Source organism: Zobellia barbeyronii (genome assembly GCF_018603515.1).
GTDB lineage: Bacteria > Bacteroidota > Bacteroidia > Flavobacteriales > Flavobacteriaceae > Zobellia > Zobellia barbeyronii.
Genome location: NZ_JACATN010000005.1, coordinates 215,763 through 241,503, shown reverse-complemented (window position 1 = coordinate 241,503; position 25,741 = coordinate 215,763). Strand labels below are relative to the sequence as shown.

The 25,741-nt window shown below is 36.1% G+C and carries 26 protein-coding genes; 16 read left to right on the top strand and 10 right to left on the bottom strand.

Annotation, left to right across the window (positions count from 1 at the left end; genetic code table 11):
* Nucleotides 1–18: 18 nt before the first annotated feature.
* From HW347_RS17250 to HW347_RS17240, 3 genes are all read left to right on the top strand, one after another.
* On the top strand, nt 19–2,712 hold the full coding sequence (locus HW347_RS17250; protein ID WP_214612989.1) for a DNA gyrase/topoisomerase IV subunit A: 2,694 nt from the start codon (nt 19–21) through the stop codon (nt 2,710–2,712).
* A 15-nt stretch (nt 2,713–2,727) separates the two neighbouring features.
* Nucleotides 2,728–3,159, top strand: a complete 432-nt coding sequence (mscL, locus tag HW347_RS17245; protein WP_214612988.1) for a large conductance mechanosensitive channel protein MscL — start codon at nt 2,728–2,730, stop codon at nt 3,157–3,159.
* A 112-nt stretch (nt 3,160–3,271) separates the two neighbouring features.
* On the top strand, nt 3,272–4,228 hold the full coding sequence (locus HW347_RS17240) for a sterol desaturase family protein (protein ID WP_214612987.1): 957 nt from the start codon (nt 3,272–3,274) through the stop codon (nt 4,226–4,228).
* A 235-nt stretch (nt 4,229–4,463) separates the two neighbouring features.
* Here HW347_RS17240 and HW347_RS17235 read toward each other — a convergent pair whose 3' ends face one another.
* Nucleotides 4,464–4,841, bottom strand: a complete 378-nt coding sequence (locus HW347_RS17235; RefSeq protein WP_214612986.1) for a DNA topoisomerase IV — start codon at nt 4,839–4,841, stop codon at nt 4,464–4,466.
* A 28-nt stretch (nt 4,842–4,869) separates the two neighbouring features.
* Nucleotides 4,870–5,250: a helix-turn-helix domain-containing protein gene (locus HW347_RS17230; protein WP_214612985.1), complete on the bottom strand. Its 381-nt coding sequence runs from the start codon at nt 5,248–5,250 to the stop codon at nt 4,870–4,872.
* 290 nt (nt 5,251–5,540) lie between these two features.
* Here HW347_RS17230 and HW347_RS17225 point away from each other — a divergent pair, with 290 nt between their 5' ends.
* The 3 genes from HW347_RS17225 (at nt 5,541) to HW347_RS17215 (ending at nt 7,833) form a co-directional block, all read left to right on the top strand.
* On the top strand, nt 5,541–6,650 hold the full coding sequence (locus tag HW347_RS17225; RefSeq protein WP_214612984.1) for a M14 family metallopeptidase: 1,110 nt from the start codon (nt 5,541–5,543) through the stop codon (nt 6,648–6,650).
* A 114-nt stretch (nt 6,651–6,764) separates the two neighbouring features.
* Nucleotides 6,765–7,244 (top strand): Lrp/AsnC family transcriptional regulator, encoded by a 480-nt coding sequence (locus tag HW347_RS17220; protein WP_013995861.1) that lies wholly within the window; start codon nt 6,765–6,767, stop codon nt 7,242–7,244.
* Between the two features lie 70 nt (nt 7,245–7,314).
* Nucleotides 7,315–7,833, top strand: a complete 519-nt coding sequence (locus HW347_RS17215) for a DinB family protein (protein ID WP_214612983.1) — start codon at nt 7,315–7,317, stop codon at nt 7,831–7,833.
* 26 nt (nt 7,834–7,859) lie between these two features.
* On the opposite strand, the gene HW347_RS17210 is transcribed toward HW347_RS17215, so the two are convergent.
* Complete coding sequence (locus tag HW347_RS17210; RefSeq protein ID WP_214612982.1) at nt 7,860–8,180, bottom strand: hypothetical protein; 321 nt, start codon at nt 8,178–8,180, stop codon at nt 7,860–7,862.
* Nucleotides 8,181–8,313: 133 nt separating this feature from the next.
* Complete coding sequence (gene aroB, locus HW347_RS17205; protein ID WP_214612981.1) at nt 8,314–9,378, bottom strand: 3-dehydroquinate synthase; 1,065 nt, start codon at nt 9,376–9,378, stop codon at nt 8,314–8,316.
* 127 nt (nt 9,379–9,505) lie between these two features.
* Between aroB and HW347_RS17200 the strand changes: the two genes are divergently transcribed.
* Nucleotides 9,506–10,672, top strand: coding sequence for a proline dehydrogenase family protein (locus HW347_RS17200; RefSeq protein WP_214612980.1), 1,167 nt, complete (start codon nt 9,506–9,508; stop codon nt 10,670–10,672).
* Nucleotides 10,673–10,712: 40 nt separating this feature from the next.
* Here the strand turns inward: HW347_RS17200 and HW347_RS17195 are convergent, their stop codons facing one another.
* From HW347_RS17195 to porX, 6 genes are all read right to left on the bottom strand, one after another.
* Nucleotides 10,713–11,093 carry a DUF4258 domain-containing protein gene (locus HW347_RS17195; protein WP_155596595.1) on the bottom strand — a complete coding sequence of 127 codons (381 nt, stop codon included), beginning with the start codon at nt 11,091–11,093 and terminating at the stop codon, nt 10,713–10,715.
* A gap of 148 nt (nt 11,094–11,241) precedes the next feature.
* Nucleotides 11,242–12,441: an alanine dehydrogenase gene (locus HW347_RS17190; RefSeq protein ID WP_214612979.1), complete on the bottom strand. Its 1,200-nt coding sequence runs from the start codon at nt 12,439–12,441 to the stop codon at nt 11,242–11,244.
* Nucleotides 12,442–12,549: 108 nt separating this feature from the next.
* Nucleotides 12,550–13,227: a hypothetical protein gene (locus HW347_RS17185; protein WP_214612978.1), complete on the bottom strand. Its 678-nt coding sequence runs from the start codon at nt 13,225–13,227 to the stop codon at nt 12,550–12,552.
* 107 nt (nt 13,228–13,334) lie between these two features.
* Nucleotides 13,335–13,511, bottom strand: coding sequence for a hypothetical protein (locus tag HW347_RS17180; protein WP_214612977.1), 177 nt, complete (start codon nt 13,509–13,511; stop codon nt 13,335–13,337).
* A gap of 192 nt (nt 13,512–13,703) precedes the next feature.
* Nucleotides 13,704–14,114: a tRNA (adenosine(37)-N6)-threonylcarbamoyltransferase complex ATPase subunit type 1 TsaE gene (tsaE, locus tag HW347_RS17175; protein WP_214612976.1), complete on the bottom strand. Its 411-nt coding sequence runs from the start codon at nt 14,112–14,114 to the stop codon at nt 13,704–13,706.
* Between the two features lie 12 nt (nt 14,115–14,126).
* Complete coding sequence (gene porX, locus HW347_RS17170) at nt 14,127–15,668, bottom strand: T9SS response regulator signal transducer PorX (RefSeq protein ID WP_214612975.1); 1,542 nt, start codon at nt 15,666–15,668, stop codon at nt 14,127–14,129.
* A gap of 68 nt (nt 15,669–15,736) precedes the next feature.
* Here porX and HW347_RS17165 point away from each other — a divergent pair, with 68 nt between their 5' ends.
* The 9 genes from HW347_RS17165 to HW347_RS17125 all read left to right on the top strand — a co-directional run bounded on the left by HW347_RS17165 (nt 15,737) and on the right by HW347_RS17125 (nt 25,739).
* On the top strand, nt 15,737–16,966 hold the full coding sequence (locus tag HW347_RS17165; protein WP_214612974.1) for an HD domain-containing protein: 1,230 nt from the start codon (nt 15,737–15,739) through the stop codon (nt 16,964–16,966).
* Nucleotides 16,967–16,989: 23 nt separating this feature from the next.
* On the top strand, nt 16,990–18,039 hold the full coding sequence (lpxD, locus tag HW347_RS17160; RefSeq protein ID WP_214612973.1) for a UDP-3-O-(3-hydroxymyristoyl)glucosamine N-acyltransferase: 1,050 nt from the start codon (nt 16,990–16,992) through the stop codon (nt 18,037–18,039).
* Nucleotides 18,020–19,405 carry a bifunctional UDP-3-O-[3-hydroxymyristoyl] N-acetylglucosamine deacetylase/3-hydroxyacyl-ACP dehydratase gene (locus HW347_RS17155; protein WP_214612972.1) on the top strand — a complete coding sequence of 462 codons (1,386 nt, stop codon included), beginning with the start codon at nt 18,020–18,022 and terminating at the stop codon, nt 19,403–19,405. Before lpxD ends, HW347_RS17155 begins: the two co-directional genes overlap by 20 nt.
* 1 nt (nt 19,406) lies before the next feature.
* Nucleotides 19,407–20,192, top strand: a complete 786-nt coding sequence (gene lpxA / locus HW347_RS17150; RefSeq protein ID WP_155596587.1) for an acyl-ACP--UDP-N-acetylglucosamine O-acyltransferase — start codon at nt 19,407–19,409, stop codon at nt 20,190–20,192.
* Nucleotides 20,193–20,274: 82 nt separating this feature from the next.
* Nucleotides 20,275–20,841: an elongation factor P gene (gene efp, locus HW347_RS17145; protein ID WP_214612971.1), complete on the top strand. Its 567-nt coding sequence runs from the start codon at nt 20,275–20,277 to the stop codon at nt 20,839–20,841.
* Between the two features lie 65 nt (nt 20,842–20,906).
* A complete protein-coding gene (locus tag HW347_RS17140; protein WP_214612970.1) occupies nt 20,907–21,839 on the top strand; it encodes a UDP-3-O-(3-hydroxymyristoyl)glucosamine N-acyltransferase in 933 nt (310 codons plus the stop codon).
* Between the two features lie 70 nt (nt 21,840–21,909).
* A complete protein-coding gene (gene sucD, locus HW347_RS17135) occupies nt 21,910–22,782 on the top strand; it encodes a succinate--CoA ligase subunit alpha (protein WP_214612969.1) in 873 nt (290 codons plus the stop codon).
* Between the two features lie 116 nt (nt 22,783–22,898).
* On the top strand, nt 22,899–23,645 hold the full coding sequence (gene fabG, locus HW347_RS17130; RefSeq protein WP_155596584.1) for a 3-oxoacyl-[acyl-carrier-protein] reductase: 747 nt from the start codon (nt 22,899–22,901) through the stop codon (nt 23,643–23,645).
* Nucleotides 23,646–23,711: 66 nt separating this feature from the next.
* The gene (locus HW347_RS17125) at nt 23,712–25,739 is read left to right on the top strand and encodes a vWA domain-containing protein (protein WP_214612968.1); all 2,028 of its coding nucleotides are present in this window, start codon (nt 23,712–23,714) and stop codon (nt 25,737–25,739) included.
* Nucleotides 25,740–25,741 lie beyond the last annotated feature (2 nt).

Below are 25,741 nucleotides of genomic sequence, written 5' to 3'. Positions count from 1 at the left end.
AATACAGAATTTTTCTGAATGGAGGAAAATGACGAACTGAACGAAGCGGAAAATCAGAATACACCTGACGACCAATCTGGGGAATCTGCTGAAGAGCAGCAAGAACAAAAAGAAGGTGTTGAGGCGACGGATGGCGAAGAACAAGCACCAGATGATGCGTTAACCCGTGTAACGGGAATGTATAAGGACTGGTTCCTTGATTATGCATCTTATGTAATCTTGGAACGAGCAGTGCCTGCGATAGAGGATGGGTTTAAGCCTGTGCAACGCCGTATTATGCATTCGCTTAAAGATCTTGATGATGGGCGTTATAATAAAGTAGCGAATGTTGTTGGGCATACCATGCAGTATCACCCACATGGTGATGCCAGTATTGCGGATGCCATGGTGCAAATTGGTCAAAAAGATTTATTGATTGATACCCAAGGTAACTGGGGTAACATATTAACGGGTGACCGTGCGGCGGCTTCAAGATATATTGAAGCGCGACTTTCAAAATTTGCCTTAGACGTAGTTTTTAGTCCAAAAATTACAGAGTGGCAACAGTCTTATGATGGTCGTAAGAAGGAGCCGGTTAATCTCCCTGTTAAGTTTCCGTTGCTTTTAACACAAGGAGCAGAGGGTATTGCGGTTGGTCTTTCTACCAAGATAATGCCGCACAACTTTATTGAGGTCATAGATGCTTCCATTAAGCATTTAAAAGGACAGCGTTTTAAGTTGTTTCCTGATTTCCCTACTTCGGGAATTATTGATGTGTCTAATTATAATGAAGGACTTCGTGGAGGAAAAATTAGAGTACGCGCAAGAATAGCACAACATTCTAAGACCACCTTGATTATAAGTGAGATACCGTATGGCACTAACACTTCTTCTTTAATAGATTCTATCCTTAAAGCAAACGACAAAGGGAAGATAAAAATTAAAAAAATTGAAGATAATACAGCTGCTGATGTAGAGATTTTAGTGCATCTGCCAGCGGGTATTTCTCCAGACAAAACGATTGATGCACTATATGCATTTACAGCTTGTGAATCTTCTATTTCACCATTGGGTTGCATTATTGAAGATAACAAACCGCTCTTTATTGGAGTGATTGATATGTTGCGCCGGTCTACGGATGCTACGGTAGAATTACTTCGTCAGGAACTTGAGATTCAATTAGCAGAACTTGAGGAGCAATGGCATTTTGCTTCGCTGGAAAGAATATTTATAGAAAACCGTATCTATCGTGATATAGAAGATGAGGAAACCTGGGAAGGTGTAATCGCTGCTATTGATAAGGGGTTAGCTCCATTTACCAAGCATTTAAGACGTGCGGTTACGGAAGAAGATATTGTTCGTCTTACGGAGATACGGATCAAGCGTATTTCAAAATTCGATTTAGATAAAGCACAGCAATACCTTGACAATCTAGAGGAAAAGATAGCAGAGGTTAAGCATCATTTGGCAAACCTTATTGATTATGCTATTGCTTATTTCCAAAGATTGAAAGATACGTATGGTAAAGGTCGTGAGCGTAAATCTGAAATACGTCTTTTTGATGATATAGAGGCTACCAAAGTTATTATACGGAACACCAAGTTATATGTGAACCGTGAAGAAGGCTTTGTAGGCACGTCTTTGAAACGTGATGAATACATCACGGATTGTAGTGATATTGATGATGTTATCGCATTTACCCAAGACGGTAAAATGATGGTGTTTAAAGTCGATTCAAAAACTTTTGTGGGCAAAGGCATTATATATGTGGCTGTTTTCAAGAAAAAAGATAAACGTACCGTCTATAATATGATTTATAGGGACGGTAAAGGAGGAGCCACTTACATTAAGCGTTTTAACGTAACTAGTATTACTCGAGATAAGCATTATGATATGGGTAGTGGTTTGCCTGGAACCTTCGTGCATTATTTCTCAGGAAATCCTAATGGAGAGGCAGAAGTAGTGTCTGTGAGCTTACGTCAGGTAGGAAGTATTAAAAAATTGAAGTGGGATATTGATTTCGCTAAAATCATGATTAAAGGGCGTTCTTCTAAAGGGAATGTAGTCACCAAATATTCCGTGAAGCGCATTGATTTAAAGGAAAAGGGGCTATCTACCTTGAAACCTAGGAAGTTATGGTTTGACGATACGGTTCAACGGTTGAATATTGATAACAGAGGTGAGTTTTTAGGTGAATTCACTAGTGAAAATCGTTTGTTGATTATAAATCAAAATGGATTAGTCAAAACGGTTATTCCTGAGCTTACCCTTCATTTTGATGAAGACTTGGTGGTTCTGGAAAAATGGAATCCTAAAAAACCACTATCGGTAGTTTACTGGGAGGGTGAGAAAGAATTGTTTTACGTAAAACGTTTCTTGATAGATCATCCGGACAAAGAGGAAAATGTTCTTACGGATCACCCAAAATCGCATGTAGAAATCATTAGTACAGACTACAGGCCAATGATTGAATTGGTCTTTGGTAAGAAGCGTGGGCAAGACCGAAAAGATAACTTAGAGCTGAACCTGGAGGAATTTATTTCTGTAAAAGGAATAGGGGCAATGGGTAACCAGTTGACTAAAGACAAAGTATTGGAGATTAATATGTTAGAGCCATTACCTCATGAAGAGCCTGAACCACAAAAAACCGAAGGAACAGACGGGGCGGATGGTGAAAATGGAAAAATAGACGACGATGATGATGATGAAACTCAGACCTCATTGTTCGAATAAAGCATAAAGTCTACTATGAAAAACTTTATACAAGATTTCAAGAATTTTGCCATAAAAGGTAATATGATTGATATGGCAATCGGTATTATTATTGGTACAGCTTTTAACAATGTCATCAATACATTGGTTAAGAAAATTATCATGCCACCTTTATCCTTAATGACGGACGATGTTAATCTTAGTAGCAAGAAATATGTGCTTCGCGAAGCACTTGGTACTGCGCAGGAGGTAGCAATAGGTTATGGTGAAATGCTAGAGGCGTTAATCGATTTTCTCATTATAGCATTGACAATATTCGTGGTTATAAAGGGGTTTCATAGCTTTAAGTCAAAGGCGGAAGACCCTCAAAACAAAGAAGTTGAGACACCAAAGAATATTGAATTGTTAGCTAGCTTAGAGAAGTTAATGCAAGAGCAGAACACGTTGCTTCGAGATAAAAAAATGTAATTACTTCAGAATATAGTATCTGTATTAGCTATGTTAGAATAGTCTTAATTAATGGTCTTAGTATAAATGTAGGTCTTAATAATGCTATCTTTGCAAAAAAAATTGTTGAAATATGGACTTGACGAACCCCCTAATTTATGGCGTACCTTGCTTTTTAGCATTTATATTGCTGGAAATCTCTTATAGCCACACTCACGGAGATAAAGATCTCTATGTGTGGAAAGACTTTTTTGCTAGTGGTGCAATGGGTGTGGGTTCGGCAATTTTAGGTCCGCTTATAAAAATCACCGTTCTAATTACCGTTTTCACCTATACCTATGAGTTTTTTAACCCTATTGTAGATGGGGTAAGAACTAACATTATGGGCTATGAATCTTTTGGTTATGCATGGTATGTATTTGTAGCATGTCAACTAGCGGATGATTTTACGTATTATTGGTTTCACAGAGCAAACCATGAAGTAAGAATACTTTGGGCAGCTCATATTGTACATCACTCATCAGATCATTTTAATCTAGGTACAGCTATCCGTAACGGTTGGTTCACGTTGCTTTACAAGCCTTTCTTTTACATGTGGATGCCAGCAATAGGTTTTCCTGTTGAAGTTGTAATTTTCGCATTGGCTATTGAGTCTTTCTGGCAGTTTCAGCTGCATTCGCAGTATGTACCTAAAATGGGATGGGTAGAAAAGATTTTTAATACGCACACCATGCACCAAGTGCATCATGCGCAGAATGTGGAGTATTTAGATAAGAACCACGGTGGTTTCTTAAATATCTTTGATAAGGTTTTTGGGACTTGGAAAGAGTTGGATGATGATGTTGAAGTTAAGTTTGGAGTTATTCATGCGCCAAAATCTTATAATCCAATTGTGATTTTAACTCATGAGTTCAAGGATATTTGGGCCGATGTAAAAAAGGCTAAAAAGTTTTCTCATAAACTGATTTATATTTTTGGACCTCCAGGATGGAGTCCTGATGGTAGTACGCTTACGGTCAAGCAACAGCAGCGTCTATCTAGGGAGCACAAGGAGAAAAGTCCTGATGTCGCGTTCAGCAGGCCTAACTAAATGATGATTTATATAGAATTATATAAAAAAGCCCGACTTAATTAAGTCGGGCTTTTGGTTTTAGGAGTTTTGATTTTTTCTCTAAAATCACGTATATAAAGCACTTTATTGTCTGTAGTGGGGTAATTGCTTTTAATGTGTTTCGTTTAAGCTTAAATCAACTCATAATGGCTAATTTCAGCTTGTTGTCACTTATTCTTTTGTAAAGCAATAGTGCTAAAAGGGTCTTGTGCTATTATTTAGTTCTAATAGCGGTTCCTCTATCGTGTTTGGCTTCGCCTACGATGTTGTATTCAAAAATATAAGAATCAGCTGTTGTAGACAGTATTTTCATGTGAACGGACTTCTCTTCGGACTTGTTCTTTGGATTGAGTTTTTTTACCACGTATTCACAGTCGTTAATCCATCGAACAGAAGAAGAATCGGCCTTGCCGTCAAAATAATCGACCTCTAAGTCGCCTTTACGCAGAAAAATAGTAGTCTTTTCTTCGTCCTCTATTGTGGTTGTAAAAGCAAATTTGCCGTCTTTAAAGTCTGTGCACTTTCTTTCTGGTTCATAGCAAGAAGTCATCAAAACTAATGCGGTGAGTATAGGGAGTGTTTTCTGTATCATCAATACAAAATAAAGAAATTAAAGCCTATTAATTGTTATAAGCTTCAAAACTTCCGTCAGAATAAAAAATAATAATTTTCTCTATTGTCTTTTTAGATTTTGGCAACGTTTTTACGGGAGATTCTTCTAGAGCAGCTTTTGGTATGGGCGGGGATGTTGTGTTTGTTGTTGCTTTTTCGGCATCGGAAGGGAACGAGCCTTTTCCGTTCAATAGCCAATACAGATTTACATCAGGAAACACATTCACTACTTTAAGAACAAAGTCTAGGCTAGGTTTATTTCTACCAGATAGAAGGTGCGAAATACTTGAGCGCTGCACGTTAATTTTATCGGCAAAGCTAGAAGCTGATAGCCCATAATACTGCAGAAGATGCTCCAGACGCTTAATAAAATCCGATGTGTTTACCATTGTAATTAATATTAGAGTAAAAGTAGTGAAAAGACATGAATATTCTGTTTAAAATATGATTTGCGGGTCAAATTGTTACATTTTTAAGTTTAAATAAAATTATATAAATCGCTGATTTAAAGTCAATTAATTCGGTTTTTAGATTTAACCAGTTTTTAACATGATTTTACGGTTACAATTGTATCCAATCAATGATTAGTTATTAAATTTATTGTTTACAAATGTGTATTTTGTTGATTACAATTGTAAATTATTAAGGAGTTATTTTTGTAACTCAAAATAATGACCAAATGAGTATTTCACAATCTGAGTATAGATCTATAAAGGAAAAATCCGTTAGCGGACGTTATGTAGTTAATGAACAAATTCTAGAATTTCTGGAAAAGAACGAGGAGCAACTCCTCATAAAAACAGTTGGTAAATCTGTTCAAGATCGTGAGATAAAAAGTCTGCAATTAGGTAATGGACCAATTAAAATTCTGATGTGGTCACAAATGCACGGTAATGAATCTACAACCACTAAGGCTGTCTTGGATTTTGTGAATTTTCTAAATGCTGGTTCAGCTTCTGCGAAACTTATTTTGGAACAATGCACACTTTTAATCATTCCAATATTAAATCCTGATGGTGCTGCGGTTTATACTAGAATTAATGCAAATGAGGTAGATTTGAACAGAGATGCTCAAAATAGGACTCAGCCAGAAAGTGTAGTGTTGAAAAATGTCTTTGACGGGTTTAAACCCAATTATTGTTTTAACCTTCATGACCAACGTACTATTTTTAATGTTGGCAGAACTCCTAGACCGGCAACGGTATCATTCTTGGCACCTGCTCATGATCCAGAAAGGAGTATCTCAAGAACCAGAGGTATTAGTATGCAGTTGATAGTTGCTATGAATCAGGTTTTACAAGAGGTGATTCCAGGTCAAGTAGGTAGATATGATGATGGATTTAATGCTAATTGTGTAGGTGATAGCTTTCAGATGCTTAATGTGCCTACTATATTATTTGAATCTGGTCACTATACGGAAGATTACGAACGGGAGTATACCAGAGAGTATATTTTTCATGCCATTTTACAAGGAGTAACTGTTATAGCTAAAAATACAATAGACAATTTTCAACAGGATGACTATTTTAAAATCCCTGAAAACGGAAAACTCTTTGTTGATGTGCTGATAAAAAATGCACATGTAATTGATTCAAGTTTAAAAAATGGCGAGGCTATAGGTGTACTTTATAAAGAGACGTTAAAAGCGGGTGTGATTGCTTTTGAACCTTTAGTCGATAAAAAGGGTGCTCTTGTCGAATGCTATGGTCATATAACTTATGACTGTCTTAATGAAGCCAATTTGAATGAACTAAGGCAACAGTCTTTTTATCAGATGATTAAAGGTTGAATCTTTGAGCTTTATTTTTTAAAATCATTGAATCCTTACGTTTTTGTTAAAAAAATACAACTTTTAATGCATATTATGCTATAATTATTTATTTTTGCCGAAAACACAATCATAATGGGAAAAGTAAAATTAGACGAGATTGATCACCAGATTCTGGATATGTTAATTGATAACACCAGAACTCCATTTACTGATATAGCTAAGAAACTCTTGATTTCTGCAGGAACTGTTCATGTTCGTGTTAAGAAAATGGAAGAAGCTGGTATTATAAAAGGATCATCACTTACATTAGATTATGTAAAACTTGGCTACGCTTTTATTGCTTATGTTGGTATATTCTTAGAAAAGACACACCAAACAAAATTCGTTTTAGAGCGTTTGGAGCAAATTCCAAATGTTACTGTAGCGCATATTACAACAGGAAAATTTAATATTTTCTGTAAAATTAGAGCAAAAGATACCAATCATGCTAAAAATATTATTTTTAGGATTGATGATATAGATGGTATTAGCCGTACGGAAACTATGATTTCACTAGAGGAAAGCATTAATGATAAAAAGAGGTTAATGCATACAATTTTCAACGAATTGTAAAAAAAACCTTTAAATAGTAATATAAAATCCTGGGTAGTTATTCTGCTTAGGATTTTTTGTTTTAAATCATATGAGAACCTCAGAACTTATTATTTCCGAACCTATTCCTTTTTATAAAGCCTATATAGATGTTTTAGGTGATGTTGAATTGTTGGAAATCCTAGAGAGCCAAATAAAGAATTTTCCTAATTTTATAGAGAGTATTCCTGAAAACAAGCTAGGACATTGCTATGAACCAGGAAAGTGGACTATTGCTCAGGTGCTCCTTCATATTATAGACTCTGAACGTGTTTTTCAATACCGTTCATTACGATTTTCAAGAGGTGACAAAACTCCTTTACCGGGATTTGAACAAGATTTGTATGCTCCAAACTCCAGAGCTGAAACACGCTCAAAACAGAGTATTATAGATGAATACAAAGCAGTAAGGCATTCAACTATTACACTCTACAAAAGCTTTAATGTAGAAACTCTACAAAAAGAGGGTGTAGCCAGTAATTTGCCTTGGAATGCAGCTATATTGGGTTTTGTTATTTGTGGACACCAAAAGCATCACCGCAATATATTGCGAGAACGTTATCTTTTGTAAAATTTATTATTTAGAAATATGCAGTATTAGTCCTGGTCTTCAGAATCAAACTTCCGTTCGTCATCTGTTTGGTAATTTGGATTTTCTGCATCTACAGGTTGTGGTACCTTTTCTAATTCCTTTTCAATGTTTTCTTCAAAATTGGCGATGAAATTAGAAAGGCTCTTGCTAATTTTTACGAGGTAGATGGTATCCTCCGTTTTTAGCTCAACGGCCTCAATAGTTTCTCCCTTAAGATTTTTGAAAACGATGATGTCATCATCTCCGTAGCCATCGGAATACGTTTCAATTAATAATGCACCAAGTTTGTGGTCTAACTTTTTGTAATCGACTAATTTACGTAACATAGTAGGTTGGTTTTAGCCCCATTAGATATGGGTAGGTTATTGATTTGGGTTAGAAATCTTTTACCTAAACTATGTATTTTTTGCGATCAAATACTCTAAAGAGTTGTCAAACTAGAGAAATTAGTATCTGTAACTATTGTTCAGCGTAGTATGCAAAAGCATCTTGATACATTTCATCGGGAATTTGAATGTCTATTTCTGGTTTGCCAATAGCTGAAATGAGGACAAAGTTGATGTTGCCGTGAGAGTTTTTCTTATCGAACTTCAATAAAGATAGAATAGTAATAATGTCCTCTTTTGTGAAACTTACCTTTTCGTAGTAAGAAAGGAACGTGGTTTTTATATCTGCCAATTCAACATCTGATAAACCAAGAAGTTCTTTAGATAAGTATGCTTCAAGAATCATTCCTATGCCAATGGCTTCACCATGTAGCAAGGTTTTGTGTATTTTGCTTTCAAGAAAATAAGATTCAATAGCGTGGCCTAAAGTGTGACCGTAATTCAATATTTTCCTTAAGTGTTGTTCCGTTGGGTCTTGGCGTACCACTTCGTTTTTAATAACAACGGAGTCATAGATTAAATCATCAATATGTAAAAACTCTGTAACTTTTTTTAGGGTTTCCCAGTATGTATTACTTTGTATGAGGCCGTGTTTTAGCATCTCGGCAAAACCACTGCGCAATTGTCTTTCTTCTAATGTTTTTAAGAAGCTAGTAACAATAAGAACCATTTCTGGTTGGTTAATAACACCAATCTGATTTTTTAAAGGTCCAAGATCTACGCCAGTTTTCCCTCCTACGGAAGCATCTACCATAGATAATAGGGTAGTGGGTACGTTTATGAAGTCTATGCCTCTTTTAAAGGTTGAAGCTACAAATCCTCCTAGATCTGTAAGAACGCCACCACCTAGGTTAAGAACAATGCTCTTGCGGTCACCATCAAGTTCAGATAATGCACTCCAAACGCCTGTACAGGTTTCTATATTTTTATTTTCTTCTCCAGATTCTATTTCAATAATCTCAAAATCATAGTCACCTTGTATTTGAGACATAAATGCCGGCAGACAATTTTCATGAGTGTTTTCGTCTACGAGAATAAAAATTTTGGAATACGCCTTGTTGGATAAATGAACGTTTAAAGCATCGTAAGCTCTTTGGTTAAAATGTACGGCGTAAGAAGAAGTTGTTATAGACTGCATTAATAGATTATTTTGGTTTCGCTTGCGCGGAATGTTTTTTAACGACTAGCCACAAAATAAAGCATATTTTTTTTCTAAAGAATAGAATTTGTGTCTTTATATTTGGTACCACTAGAAATCACATTAAATGAAACGAATTTTTGAAGATACCGCAACGGCTTTTGCCTTGAAAACCGACTCAGAACTTGAGCGAGCTTATTTTTTATTCCGAATGATTGCGAATGAACCTCTCGTAAGAATTGGCACAGCAATGACGAATTTTGCTATTAAGGCGCATCTTCCTGTGGAAGGGTTAATTAGGGCAACCGTGTTTGATCATTTCTGTGGTGGCGTAAATGAGAAAGATTGTATGCCAGTTGTTGATCGCATGTATACTAAAAACGTATGCTCTGTTTTGGATTATTCAGTGGAAGGGAAAGATACAGAAGACCCTTTTGATGATGCAATGGCTATGATTTTAAAAGTGCTAGACTTTGTTAAGGAAAAGGATGCTATTCCTTTTGCGGTCTTCAAACCTACTGGTTATGGTAGATTTTCGCTTTTTCAAAAGCTGAGTGAAGGAAAATCATTGACAGAAAAGGAACAGGAGGAGTGGCAAAGAGTAGTAGCTCGTTTTGATAAAACTTGCAAAAAAGCACATGATTTAGATGTTTCGTTGCTAATTGATGCGGAAGAAAGTTGGATGCAGGGTGCTGCTGATCAACTCGTTGAAGACATGATGCGAAAGTATAACAAGAAAAAAGCAATTGTATTTAATACATTGCAAATGTACCGTTGGGACAGGCTAGATTATCTAAAAGAACTGCAGGTACGTGCCAATAAAGACGATTTTAGGATTGGAATGAAAGTTGTTCGCGGCGCTTATATGGAAAAGGAAAATGATAGAGCCGAAGAAAATGGGTATAAGTCACCTATTTGTGTTTCAAAACAAGAAACCGACGAAAACTTTGATAATGCTGTAACTTATATAGTGAATCATTTAGATACAGTTTCAATATTCTCGGGAACTCATAATGAGGATAGTTCTTATAAGTTAATGGACCTTATGACGGAGAAAGGAATAGCTAATAATGACAATCGTGTTTGGTTTGGGCAATTATTTGGTATGAGCGACCATATTTCGTTTAATCTTGCAGATAAAGGTTATAATGTTGCTAAGTATTTGCCTTTTGGTCCGGTAAGGGATGTAATGCCTTATTTAATACGTCGTGCAGAAGAGAATACATCCGTAGCAGGGCAAACGACAAGAGAGTTGTCTTTATTGAAAAAGGAAAGACAGCGAAGAAAAATTTAATATAAATGACGCCCGGAACAACTGTTTTGGGCGTTTTTTTTTAATAAGTAATGGATTCTATAAGAGCTTTTTCTCTGCAGTTTTTAATTCTTAGAACAGCTTCTTTATCCTTTAAAGTACCTTCTATAATATAAGTTTTACAAGGAGAGGTCTTGGTTTTACTATTAGAGAAATCTACCTCACCATTTTTTAAAATGTTGATGATATCTAACGTATCAATCTTCTTTTCAGAAAATAGTCTACTCACATCTTCAGAATAAGACATTTGTTTTGAGCGGATATCTTTCAGGGTTCTACAATTAGGGAAATAACAAAATGAAACACCCGTTTCATCTGATTTTTTCTTTAAGATAAACGTCAAGAAAACGATTCCGATAGAAAGCCCAATAAGATAAAAACCCAAACGTTTTAAAAAATCCATTATCTCTTATTACTGAAATTAGTGTTCTGTATTTTCGGTTTTTAAAGGTATTGGATATCCCTAAATCAACCTGTTCAAAACGGAGGCAAAAATAGTAATAAACCACCTATTTATGGTAGGGAAGGTAAATTGATATTGAAATTATCTTTTAAAAAATAAGAAAATTTATGTCACTGTACTGTAAATCAAACCATTCGCCTACAGATTTGTTGGTTAAAATACCATGATACATGTAGAGTCCGTTTCGTAAACCTTTATCAAAACGTAATGAATTCTCCAAACCGCCATTCTCACCTAATTCAAGGAGATAAGGTGTAAAAATATTACTGATTGAAAGTGTAGCAGTTTTTGGATAGCGAGAAGGAATGTTAGGAACACCGTAGTGGATTACACCAAATTTCTCAATAGTGGGCTTGTTGTGAGTGGTTACTGTGCTTGTTTCAAAGCATCCACCCATATCTATACTCACATCAATAATAACGGCACCTTTTTTCATGTGCTCTACCATACTGCTGGTGACTACTACGGGTGATCGGTCTTTACCGCGAGTTGCGCCAATGGCTACATCACAACGCTTTAAAGATTTTAAAAGGTTTTTAGGCTGAATAGTCGATGTATATACCGTTTGCCTAAGATTAGATTGAATACTGCGTAATTTAGAGATAGAATTGTCAAAAATCTTGACGTTTGCACCAAGCCCAATTGCTGAGCGAGCAGCAAATTCTCCAACCGTTCCTGCGCCAATAATAACAACTTCAACAGGTGGGACACCACTTATATTTCCGAACATTAATCCGTTACCGTCATTTGTAGCAGCCATAATTTCGGAAGCAATAAGAACGGAAGATATTCCTGCAATTTCACTCAATGAGCGAACAGCAGGGTATTTACCGTCTTCATCGCGAATATATTCAAAAGCGATTGCGGTAATTCGTTTCTTGGCCATTTTTTCAAAATAGGCCTTACTCTGTGTTTTTATTTGTAAAGCTGAAATAATGGCCGTTTGCGGATTCATCATTTCAAGCTCTGAAAGCGTGGGCGGTTCTACTTTTAAAAGTAATGGACAAGAAAAAACTTTTTTCGTATCTCGGGTTATTTCCCCTCCAGCGTTTGTGTATTCTAAATCGGTATAATGAGCGCCTTCTCCGGCTCCGGATTCAATTAGTACACGGTGACCGTTAGCGGTTATGGCATTTACGGCATCTGGCGTAAGGCAGACGCGTTGCTCTTGATATTGGTTCTCTTTTGGGATGCCAATAAATAGCTCACCCTTTTGACGAAGAATTTCCAAGGTTTCCTCTTGTGGAAGCAACTGTTGTTTGCTAAAAGGAGAAGATGGTTGGTTCATAGTTTTTACTTCTAATCGTACGATACGCGATTAATAGTAAAAATACGACATTTTGTTGAATTTTGGATGATATCATACTTTGTGATATCGTAAAATAAGTAAGGTAAATTAGAATTTAGGTCGAAGCCAGTTGCTAAATCTAAGTTGAAACTGCTTAAAGCTAGATTCAATATTATCTGTAGATAGCTTAGTGTCTATTTTATCGGACATTGACTGATATCCTGAAGAATCTGTCGAAGTTTCTTTGCTAATGAATTTGTCTATTTTCTTGTCATTGGATTTAGCGGCCTCTTTTTTCTTTAAAGCAGTTAATTCTGCTTCCATGGCTTCTAAATCAATTCCGTGAACGTATTTGTCATATAACTTTAGTCTAATAAAATATACCAAGGGAATAACGACCATGCAAACAGGTAACAGCCACAGAATGTTTTTTGAGTCAACAATGTTATCTTCTGAAAATAACACCTCGTATATTTGAAAAGCGTACATGGTAGCAGGAATTAAGATGATATGGTACCACCAGTGTTTGCATGTCAAAAACCAAAGTATGAATAAATAAAAAGGGACTATTTTACTCAGTAAGAACCAAGCGAAAGTATTTATATCTACAAATCCATGATTATCGATTTCTATGCCCAAAAAGCTTATTGTTGCATTTGGGTCGCTTGGTAGATATTGATGTAGTTTGAATATAAAGGGCGATAATAGGATTAAAAGAACCCCTATGGAGTCCATAAAGATTTTTTTTCGCGCTTTGTTACTGCTGTCTGGGGATTTTTGCTGCATTTTTTTTCAAGAATGATCTTTACTAATTCTTGTAACGAAAAAAAGGGTAATTTATTGATTACCCTTTCTATATTCTTAAAATTTATGTTTTTTGTAAATACAGTAATTTATTTATTTGCTTGTGAAGGAATTTTTCTTTTGTCAACAAAACTATCCGCTTGCGAAGGAATTTTTCTTTTGTCCACTCCTTGTTCGTAAACTGAATCTTCTTCAGTAGTTGAAGAATCACAAGAAACAGCTAACAAAGTAAAACATGCCATAAGACCAAATACTAAATTTTTCATTTTGAGGGGTTTTAAATTAAAAATTAATTAGTTATTTCAGCGAAAGTAGGAAAAAAAAGCATCAAATGTACGTCTTTAAACGTTAAAACAGAACAACTTAGCCGAGAAACCTTACACTTTAACTAATTTAACAAGTATTGGACAATAATCTGTCCCTCAAACAATGTTTTTTGCTCCATTGCGAAAAGTATTTTAAGAAATTTTAATATGTCGGGTTTGCATATCTACTATTTCAATAAAAATATTGGTGCTATCCTCGGGTAGAAAAGATTCAATTTTTTCTGGCCATTCTATAAAAACCCATGCGTTTCTGTTCAGATAGTCTTCAAAACCCATGTCCAGTGCCTCCATTTCATCATTTATGCGGTAGAAATCAAAATGGTAAGCTAATAATTCACCTTCTTTATTCTCATATTCGTTTACAATGCCAAAGGTGGGGCTGTTACCTGCATCGGCAACGCCAAGGTTTTTTGCAATAGCTTTTATTAAAGTTGTTTTTCCTGCTCCCATTGGTGCGTGAAATAGGAGTACCTTACTTTTGGCATTTTCAATTACCTTTTTGGCAATTTCACTAATTTCATTTTCAGTGTATCTGATATCCATAAATTGGCAATACTATTTTGGTGATAAAACTATGAATGGTATAATCATTTCCTCTAAAGAAACTCCGCCATGTTGGTAGGTGTTTCGGTAATAGTTAACGTAGTGATTGTAGTTGTTGGGATAAGCAAAGAACAGGTCGTTTTTCGCAAATATAAAGGAACTACTCATGTTTATACGGGGCAAATGAATCTGGGCAGGATCTTTGGCTGCCAAAACGTCTTTGTTTTCATAGGTAAGACTTCGCCCTGTTTTATAGCGAAGATTAAGGCTGGTCTCTTTATCGCCAATTACCTTAGAGGGTTGTTTTACATTTATGGTTCCGTGATCTGTGGTTATAATTAACTTCATCCCCATTTGTTGAGCTTGCTGAATAATTTCTAACAAGGGAGAGTTTTTAAACCAACTTTGCGTAAGAGACCTATAAGCTTTATCATTACTAGCCAATTCTTTAATGACTTCCATTTCTGTTTTGGAATGCGAAATCATATCCACAAAGTTGTAAACGAGTACGGTTAGGTCGTTATCCTTTTGTGATTTAAAGTTTTGAGACAGGTTTTTACCTTGTTTCAGGGAGCTTATTTTGTGATATTCCCATTTCAGGTTTAAGCCTAATCTTTTTATCTGTTCGCCTAGGAAATCCGCTTCATGAAGATTTTTACCACCTTCATCTGTGTCATTTTTCCACCATTGTGGATATTTTTTCTCCATGGCCATAGGAGTAAGGCCAGAAAAAATTGCATTACGCGCATACTGCGTAGCAGTAGGTAAAATACTAAAATAAGACTCTTCCTTATTCTTTTTGTAAAAGGAGCTTACAGTATCTTCAAAAGCATACCATTGGTCATAACGTAGATTGTCAATAACCAAAAGCAGGGTAGGACTATCCTTTAACTCTGGCTTTACCAGGTCCTTAAACAATGTATGAGAGAGTACAGGGCCATCACTATCAAACCAGCTTTCGTAATTTCGCTCTACGAACTTTCCAAAATGAGTGTTCGCTTCGGCTTTTTGAGATTCTAGAATTTCGAACATACTATTATCTTCAATATCTTCTAAGCGTAGCTCCCAATAAATGAGTCTTTTGTATAGGTCAACCCATTCTTCAACTGAATTCACCATAGATAAATCCATGGCTATCTTTCTGAATTCTTGCTGATAGTTGGATGTTGTTTTTTCTGAAACGAGACGCGAATGGTCAAGGTTCTTTTTTAAGGATAAAAGAATCTGGTTTGGGTTTACGGGCTTAATGAGGTAATCGGCAATTTTGGAGCCAATGGCTTCTTCCATTATAAATTCTTCCTCACTCTTGGTAATCATTACAACGGGAATGGAAGAGTCTAATATTTTTATCTCGGCTAAGGTTTCCAGCCCAGATATACCTGGCATGTTTTCATCTAGAAAAATAATATCAACTCTAGATTTTTGCAATTCTTCTAGTGCTTCTTGCCCACTTTGACAGGTTATAACATCATAGCCTTTTCCTTGTAAAAATATAATATGTGGTTTGAGTAGGTCAATTTCATCGTCTACCCATAAGATGGAGATTTTATTCATTTACAGAGTCTATTACTTTGTCTTTTACCTAACTTTACCGCTGTGAACATTGCAAAGCAACCCTCATTTTGATAAACTCAAGAAAGCTTAAAATTTTTAATGATCCAATTTACGGATTTATTACTATTCCGAACGGACTAATATTCGACCTGATTAACCATCCGTATTTTCAGCGTCTGCGAAGAATATCTCAAATGGGCTTATCCTATTTGGTATATCCTGGGGCTCACCATACGCGGTTTCATCATGCTTTAGGGTCTATGCATCTTATGCAGAATGCCTTGCAGTTACTGGAGTACAAAGGGGTTGAAGTTAGTGAAGAAGAGAAAGAAGGGTTATATATTGCTATACTTTTGCATGATATTGGGCATGGACCTTTTTCACATGCTATGGAGCATAGTATAGTAGAGAGTACCGACCATGAGCATATTTCGTTGCAGTTTATGGAGGCTCTAAACGAAATCTTTAACGGAAGATTAACGCTGGCTATATCAATTTTTAAAGGAGAATATGAAAAGCGATTTTTAAATCAGTTAGTATCTAGTCAGTTAGATATGGACCGGTTGGATTATTTGAAAAGGGATAGTTTTTATACCGGTGTAGCTGAAGGGAACATCAATTCCGAACGATTAATTACCATGCTTAATGTTGTTGAGGGTAATTTAGTGGTAGAGGAAAAGGGAATCTATTCCGTAGAAAAGTTTTTAATGGCCAGAAGATTTATGTACTGGCAGGTGTATTTGCATAAAACCGGAATTGTTGCCGAGCAGCTGTTAATTCGGATACTTAAGCGTGCCAAAGAGATTATGCAGGAAGGACAAATTGTTGTTTGTAGCAATGCGCTTCGGTATTTTATGGAGCACCGCGTTGAAAAGAATAATTTCAACAAAGAAACTCTAAGTGTTTTTTCTAAATTGGATGATGTGGATGTTTTAGCGGCTATAAAATCATGGCAGGACCATACAGATTTTGTATTGTCAACAATGTGCGAAATGCTTATAAATAGGCAGTTTTTAAAAGTAAAGCTGAAGAATAGTCCAATTGACAAAGTTGTTTTGAAAAAGCATATGGATAGGGTTAAGGTGAAATATAATCTGTCCGACCATGAAACAACTTATTTTGTTTTTGAAGGAAAGATAGAGAACAAAGCATATGACCGCCATCATCAGAACATCAATATATTAAGGAAGAATAAAAAGCTGATTGATGTGGCAAAGGCTTCTGATCAGTTAAATCTTAAAGCGTTGTCAAAAACGGTTACAAAATATTATATCTGTTATCCCAAAGATTCTGTTTAACTATTTTTCTTACTTTTGTGCTCATGGTATTTACAGCAGGTCAAATTGCAGGTATTTTAGAAGGTGAATTACTAGGAAATTCCGAGGTTACCGTTCACAAATTGGCCAAAATAGAAGAGGGCGAGGAAGGTGCTCTGACTTTTTTGGCGAACCCTAAGTATACTTCTCACATATATTCTACAAAAGCATCTATTACAATAGTTAATAAAGATTTTGTTCCTGAGCATGAGCTCAAGACTATTCTTATTAAGGTAGATAATGCTTATGAGGCCTTTAGTAAAATATTGGAATTCTACAATGAAGTAAAGAATAACAAGACAGGTATTGAGGAGCCGGTATTCAAATCGGAAACTGCTACATACGGAGATAGTTTTTATCTTGGAGCCTTTTCTTACTTAGGTAATAATGTTACGATAGGAGATAATGTAAAAATTCACCCCAATGTTTATATAGGCGATAACGTATCTATTGCCAATAATGTAACAATTTTTGCGGGAGCTAAAATTTATTCAGAAACGGTTATTGGAAATAACTGTGTTATTAATAGTGGAGTAGTTATTGGCTCTGACGGATTTGGTTTTAGCCCAGATAAAAATGGCGAGTATAAAAAGATACCACAAACAGGTAACGTTATTTTAAAAGACAATGTTGATGTAGGTGCTGGCACTACTATAGATAGAGCTACATTGGGCTCTACAATAATACACAAAGGCGTAAAGCTAGACAACCAGATTCAAATTGCTCATAATGTTGAAATTGGTGAACATACCGTAATAGCGGCCCAAACAGGAATTGCAGGATCTACTAAGATTGGTAGACGTTGTATGATTGGGGGGCAAGTAGGTATCGTGGGACATATTACCATTGGTGATAATGTGAAAATACAGGCGCAATCCGGTATTGGGCGTAACATTAAAAGTAACGAAATATTACAGGGGTCTCCGGCTTTGAACTACGGAGACTATAATAAATCGTACGTTTACTTCAAGAACTTACCAAAGATTTTGAACAGAATAGACGAATTGGAAAAAAAATACAGCGATCATTACAAGAATGAAACAGAGAACCATTAAGAAAGAGGTTATTTTAAAAGGTGTTGGTCTTCATACCGGTGCCGAAGTAACCATGAAATTTGTTCCCGCACCTGAAAATCACGGGTACGCGTTCAAGAGAGTAGACTTAGAAGGAGAACCGATTATTGAGGCAGATGCCAAATACGTAATCAATACTCAGAGAGGTACTAATTTAGAGAAAAGAGGGGTTAAAATACAGACTTCAGAGCATGTTTTGGCTGCTTTTGTAGGTCTTGAGATAGATAACGTACTTATAGAACTAGATGCTCCTGAACCTCCAATCATGGACGGCTCATCAAAATATTTTGTAGAAGCTTTAGAGAAAGTCGGAGTTGTAGAACAAGATGCTGAGCGTGAAGAATACATTGTAAAAGATGTTATTTCTTATAAGGATGAAGCAACAGGTAGTGAAATAACTGTTATTCCGTCAGACACGTATCAGGTAACTACAATGGTAGATTTTGGAACCAAGGTTTTAGGAACTCAAAACGCTACTTTGGAGCGCTTGTCAGATTTTAAAGAGGAGATTTCCGAAGCACGTACATTTAGCTTTCTTCATGAGCTAGAAATGCTTCTTGATAGTGGTCTTATAAAAGGTGGTGATTTAAATAACGCCATTGTTTATGTAGATAAAGAGATTTCTGAAGAAACTATGCGAAAGCTCGAAAGTGCGTTCGATAAGAAGAAACTTTCTGTAAAAGCCAATGGTATTTTGGATAACCTTACTTTGCATCAGCCTAATGAAGCAGCTAGACATAAATTATTAGATGTCATAGGTGATGTAGCTTTGGCAGGTATTCGTATAAGAGGTAAGATAATTGCCAATAAACCTGGTCACTTTGTAAATACGCAGTTTGCGAAAAAACTGTCTAATATTATAAAGTTAGAGAAACGGAATAAAATTCCACAATACGATTTAAATCAACCGCCTTTGATGGATATCCATCAAATTATGGAAGTACTTCCTCATAGACCTCCATTTTTGTTGATTGACCGTATTTTAGAATTGTCCGACACGCATGTGGTTGGGATGAAGAATGTGACTATGAATGAAAATTTCTTCATTGGTCATTTCCCCGGAGCTCCAGTTATGCCAGGTGTTTTGCAAGTTGAAGCCATGGCTCAAACAGGAGGTATTTTAGTGTTAAGTACCGTTCCTGACCCAGAGAACTATTTAACTTTTTTCATGAAAATGGATAATGTTAAGTTTAAACAAAAAGTACTTCCAGGAGATACATTAACATTTCACTGTAGCCTTATAACGCCAATAAGAAGAGGTATTTGTCATATGCAAGCGTACGCTTATGCAAATAACAAGCTTGTATGTGAGGCAGAATTAATGGCGCAAATAGCTAAAAAGAAATAGGATGAATCAACCCCTTGCCTACATTCACCCGGGCGCAAAAATTGCTAAGAATGTTGTGGTAGAACCATTTACTACAATTCACAACAACGTAACGATAGGTGATGGCACATGGATCGGTTCTAACGTAACCATAATGGAAGGCGCTCGCATTGGTAAAAATTGTAATATTTTTCCTGGTGCCGTAATTTCCGCTCCACCTCAAGATTTAAAATATAACAATGAAGATACCATTGTAACAATTGGTAATAACACAACCATTAGGGAGTGTGCTACCATTCACAAAGGAACTTCTGATAGGAATAAAACTGTAATTGGAGAGAATTGTCTAATTATGGCTTATTGCCATGTGGCGCATGATTGCATTGTTGGTGATAATTGTATTTTTTCAAACAATTCTACACTTGCAGGACATGTAACTATTGGAGACAACGTAATTCTAGCCGGCTTAGTGGCTGTGCATCAATTTGTGTCTATTGGTCAACATGCTTTTGTTACTGGTGGTTCATTGGTAAGAAAAGATGTTCCTCCGTTTGTGAAAGCAGCTCGTGAGCCACTTTCATACGTGGGTATTAATTCTGTAGGTTTGCGTAGACGTGGTTTTGCGTCGGAAAAGATTCGAGAAATACAAAACATCTATCGTATTCTTTATCAAAAATCGTACAACAATTCACAAGCAACTCAAATTATCGAAGCTGAAATGGAAGCTACTCCTGAACGGGATGAGATTCTTCAGTTTATCAGAGATTCCCAACGTGGAATTATGAAAGGATATTTCAGCAATAATTAATCGTAGATTTTTAGTAGGGAAGCTAAATTCAAATAGAATAGGCTCTCGTTCAAAAATCATTTACTAAAATAGTATACTAGAAATGGCATCAACATCAGATATTAGAAAAGGACTTTGCATTCGCTACAACAATGATATTTTTAAAATTATTGAGTTTATGCATGTAAAACCAGGTAAAGGACCAGCTTTTGTTCGTACCAAATTGAGAAGTGTTTCAACAGGAAAAGTATTGGACAATACATTTTCTGCAGGTCATAAGATTGAGGATGTTCGTGTTGAAACGCGTTCGTACCAGTTTTTATATCCAGAAGGAGATACGTTTCACTTTATGAATACTGATGATTACAACCAGATAACCCTTCAAGAAAGTTTACTTGATTCTCCTGGATTATTGAAAGAAGGAGAAATCGTTAAGGTTCTTTTCAACACTGAGGATAGCATGCCATTATCTGTGGAAATGCCAGCTAGTGTTGTTTTAGAGGTTACGTATACGGAGCCAGGTGTTAAAGGAAACACGGCAACTAATGCAACTAAGCCAGCTAAAGTTGAAACAGGAGCAGAGGTAAACGTTCCTTTGTTCATCAATGAAGGCGATAAAATTAAGGTAGAGACTGAGAAAGGAACTTATATGGAGCGTGTTAAGGAATAGTTACTTTCTTTAATCAGCCTAATAAAACATTTTCTCAAAAATTAATAACCGAATACACTGTTCCATTGAAATTTTCGAAGCCTCAATCTCTTAAAACTATTGCCACATTAATCAATTGCGAGTATGTTGGTGCTGATGATTTTCAGGTTTTAGGCATGAACGAGATTCATGTGGTTCAAAACGGTGATATTGTTTTTGTAGATCATCCCAAGTATTATGATAAGGCATTAGCTTCAAAAGCTACTATTGTTCTTATCAACAAAAAAGTAGATTGCCCGGAAGGGAAGGCGCTTTTAATTTCTGATGACCCTTTTCGTGATTTCAATAAACTTTCAGTTCACTTTAGACCTTTTGAAAGGGCAACAAGTACAGTGGCCATTTCAGCAGAAATAGGGGAGGATACTATTATTCAGCCCAATGCATTTATTGGGAACAACGTGAAAATTGGTAAGAACTGTTTGATACATGCAAATGTCTGTCTTTATGATAATTGCGTCATTGGAGATAATGTTATTATTCATTCAGGTTCAGTTTTAGGTGGAGACGCTTTTTACTATAAAAATAGACCTGAAGGTTTTGATAAGCTCATTTCCTGTGGAAGAGTAGTTATTGAAGATAATGTTGAAATAGGAGCTCTTTGTACTATAGATAAAGGAGTTACTGGGGATACAACTATTAGAAAGGGAACAAAGTTGGATAATCAAGTACATGTTGGCCATGATACGGTTATTGGAGAAAAGTGTCTGATTGCTTCACAAACTGGAATTGCAGGTTGTGTAATTATAGAAGATGAAGTTACGCTTTGGGGTCAAGTTGGTACCAATAGCGGAATTACAATAGGAAAGAAAGCGGTAATAATGGGGCAAACAGGAGTAACTAAATCCGTTGCAGGCGGTAAAAGTTATTTCGGAACACCCATTGAAGAATCACGTGAAAAGCTAAAACAATTGGCTTATGTGAAGAAAATCCCCTTCATTCTTAAAAAATTAGAAGAATAAAATGCTGTCTGAGTTCAGATTTCATTTGTAAACCTATATTTTTGTCACATTAAAATAAACTAGAGAGTATATGAGCGTTTTAGTCAATAAAGATTCCAAGATAATAGTTCAGGGCTTTACAGGTAGTGAAGGTACTTTTCACGCAGAACAAATGATCGAATACGGAACCAACGTGGTTGGTGGTGTAACACCTGGTAAAGGTGGACAAGAGCATTTGGGAAGACCTGTTTTTAACACAGTTGAAGAAGCTGTAGAAAAAGTAGGAGCTGATACTACAATTATTTTTGTACCACCTGCTTTTGCTGCTGATGCAATTATGGAAGCCGCTAGCGCGGGTATCAAAGTAATTATTACAATTACAGAAGGTATTCCTGTTGCCGATATGGTAAAGGCATCCAATTATATAAAACATATGGATTGCCGTTTGGTAGGTCCTAACTGTCCTGGTGTAATTACTCCAGGAGAGGCTAAAGTAGGTATTATGCCTGGTTTTGTGTTTAAAAAAGGAAATGTTGGTATCGTATCTAAGTCTGGTACTTTAACTTATGAAGCTGCTGATCAAGTAGTTCGTCAAGGTTTAGGTATTACAACTGCTATTGGTATTGGTGGAGATCCAATTATTGGAACTACCACAAAAGAAGCTGTTGAACTTTTGATCAATGATCCAGAGACTGAATGTGTAGTTATGATCGGTGAGATTGGTGGTCAATTAGAAGCTGACGCTGCTAAATGGTACAAAGAAAGTGGTAGCAAAAAACCTATTGTAGGTTTTATTGCTGGTGAAACTGCACCTGCAGGAAGAACCATGGGTCACGCTGGTGCCATTGTTGGTGGAAGTGATGATACCGCTCAAGCTAAAAAGAAAATTATGAGAGAGCACGGAATTCACGTGGTAGACTCTCCAGCAGAAATTGGCTTGAAAGTTAAAGAGGTTATGGGTTAATTCCCTTACGGATATATGAATCCCGTTTTCGATTTTTCGGAAACGGGATTTTTTTATAGCCATTTTGTCAAACAAAAGTTATATTTGAAGTAGAACAAAGCAAATCTATTTAGAGCATGAAATTGTTAGAAGGAAAAAATGCGATCATCACAGGCGCAAGTAGAGGTATAGGTACGGGTATTGCCCGAGTTTTTGCCGAGAACGGAGCTAATGTAGCGTTTACTTATAGTTCTAGTGAAGCACCAGCTTTGGCGCTCGAAAAAGAGTTGTCAGGTTTAGGGGTTAAAGCAAAAGCATACAAAAGTAATGCGGCAAGTTTTGAAGCTTCTGAAAAATTGGTTGCTAGTGTTCTAGAAGATTTTGGTGGAATCGACATTCTGATTAACAATGCAGGTATAACCAAAGATAATTTGCTTATGCGTATGTCAGAAGCAGATTTTGATAGTGTTATAGAGATAAACTTAAAGTCTGTTTTTAATATGACCAAAGCTGTTCAACGTACGATGTTGAAACAACGAAAGGGTAGTATTGTAAACATGAGTAGTGTAGTAGGTGTTAAAGGTAATGCCGGACAAACAAACTATGCAGCTTCAAAAGCAGGTATGATTGGTTTTACTAAATCTGTTGCTTTGGAATTGGGCTCAAGAAATATAAGATGTAATGCCGTAGCACCAGGTTTTATCGAAACTGAAATGACCGGTAAATTAGATGAAAAAGTAGTTCAAGGTTGGAGAGATGGTATTCCGCTTAAAAGAGGTGGTTCTCCAGAAGATATCGCAAATGCCTGTCTATTTTTTGCTTCAGACCTTTCGGCCTATGTTACGGGTCAGGTACTGAACGTAGATGGTGGCATGCTTACCTAAAGTATATGGTCCGGAAGTGCATTATGGTACTTCCGGACTTTATAGTTTAAAAAAGAAACTTCCTTAATGAACACCCAAACGATTCTCTTTATAATCTTGGCCGCAATTGTTTCGCTGGCGTTGGTGTTGTTTCAATATTTCTACAAAAACAAACGTAAGGGCAAGCTGAATATAGCTTTGGCTTTTTTGCGTTTTATTGCCTTTTTCTGTGGATTTCTATTGCTCATAAATCCAAAATTTACAAAAAACGAATACACTACTGAGAAGGCTAATCTAATTATCTTAACTGATAATTCTTCATCTGTTGCTTCATCTAAGCAAGTTATAGAGAAGACGATAGATGATATTGGGAAAAGCGGTGAACTCAATGAGCGTTTTTCTATTCAGAAGTATAGTTTTGGGGCTTCCTTAAAAGAGAATGATACCCTAGCATTCGCGGAAAAGAACACGAATATTTCAAAAGCGTTATCAGCTTTAAGAGAAGTGTACTCCGCTACCAATTCTGCTATTGTTCTCATTTCGGACGGTAACCAGACTTTAGGTAGAGATTATGATTTTCAAAATGAAAAACAACAATTTCCTGTTTATCCTATAGCCGTTGGAGATACTACACGATATGAAGATGTTACTATTTCTCAGATAAATACCAATCGATACGCTTTTTTAAAGAATAAATATCCTGTCGAAATTTATGTTTCTTATACAGGTAAAGAAGATATAAATGTGCCCGTAGAGGTTTCCTTAAACGGAAAAACGGTCTACCGGCAAACCGTTTCTTTTTCTAGTACCAATAACAGTGAGGTTGTTAACACCTTGTTAGATGCGAAATCAGTTGGAACAAAAAACCTTCAAGTTACTATTGGTGAGCTCAAAAGCGAGCGAAATAAGGCCAATAATAAGAAAACGGTAGTTGTAGAGGTTATAGATGAGAAAACGAATACAGCGCTAGTTTCTAGCCTTCTACATCCGGATATTGGAGCTTTAAAAAAATCTATAGAGAGCAATGGTCAGCGTTCGGTCTCTATAATGAGACCTAATGGCAACTCAAAAGAATGGGAAGACGTAGATCTTTTTATTCTTTATCAGCCTAACGCATCATTCAAAAAACTTTACGACTACATAGAAAAAAAACAAGCCAATACCTTTACGGTCACAGGGCCTAAAACCGACTGGCGTTTCTTGAATAGTTCGCAAAAGGAGTATACTAAAAATAGTTACAATCAAGAAGAAGAGGTCTTTGGTGTTTTAAATACCGGCTTTAGTCTTTTTAATAGTGGTGATTTTTCTGTGGATTATTTCCCTCCGCTTCAAAGTAGTTTAGGCGATATTATCTTAAATGGTAAAAATGATATTTTATTGACTCAGCGGATAAAGGGTGTCAATCTAAAAGAACCCTTGTTAGCTGTTTTTGAAGGAAATGAAAAAAGAGATGCGGTATTGTTTGGGGAAAACATCTGGAAATGGCGAATGCAAGCCTATAGAAACACGCAGAGCTTCAAAAATTTTGATGACCTCATTGGTAAACTTGTTTTGTACTTAGCTACTAATAAATCGCGGCAGCGGCTTACCTTAGATTATGAGAATATATATGCGGGGAGTAACGAAACAAGAATTTCAGCGACTTACTTTGACAAAGCCTTTGCTTTTGATGCTAACGCGGATATAATTCTTAAACTTAAAAATTCAGGAACAAAATCAAATACGGAAGTTCCAATGTTGTTGAAAGGTAATTACTATGAAGCTGACCTTAGTAATTTATCTCCCGGTAAATATGATTTCACTGTGGTGGTAAAAAAAGAAAATTTATCTAAATCAGGGAGTTTTACAATTTTAGATTTTGATGTGGAAAAACAGTTCTTGGCAACTGATAATAAAAAGTTGCAACGTTTAGCTCAGAACACGGGAGGAAGTCTGTATTATCCCAATCAGAAAGATGATTTGATACGCAATTTATTAGGTGATGATCATTACCTGCCAACCCAGAAAAACAAGCAAAATGTCGTATCTTTGATAGATTTCAAACTATTGTTGGGTCTCATGGTTTTTGCACTCGCCTTAGAATGGTTTTTAAGAAAATATAACGGATTAACTTAAAC